1 pseudogene is annotated in these 288 nt (G+C 37.8%); it reads right to left on the bottom strand.

Annotated elements, in window-relative coordinates:
- Positions 1-288 (bottom strand): annotated as a pseudogene (locus tag BN338_RS09945) (tyrosine-type recombinase/integrase); the annotation flags it as partial.

Raw genomic sequence — 288 nt, 5'->3', positions numbered from 1 at the left:
CCTTGTTCAATTGCCCAATTAAAAAGTCCATTAAGTGCTTTCAGAAAGTTTCTAGCCATTGCTGGTGTTTCTTTACGGCGTTCAACACCAGCTACGATATGTTTCTTATTAATTGCTTGGTATGGGATGTTTCCTATGCTATCGCATACCTTCATAAGAATGAGTTCTTTTTGTCTTTTCGTAGCTTTAGCAAGGCAATACCAATCAGAGCTATTAAAATATTGTTTAAGCAGCCATGCAAATGACCCTTCAATCAGTTTGCCGATTTTCGGTTTTGGAGGGATTATG

The sequence above is a fragment of the Bartonella queenslandensis AUST/NH15 genome (assembly GCF_000312585.1).
Taxonomy (GTDB): Bacteria; Pseudomonadota; Alphaproteobacteria; order Rhizobiales; family Rhizobiaceae; genus Bartonella; species Bartonella queenslandensis_A.
This window is presented reverse-complemented; position numbering and strand designations above follow the sequence as displayed.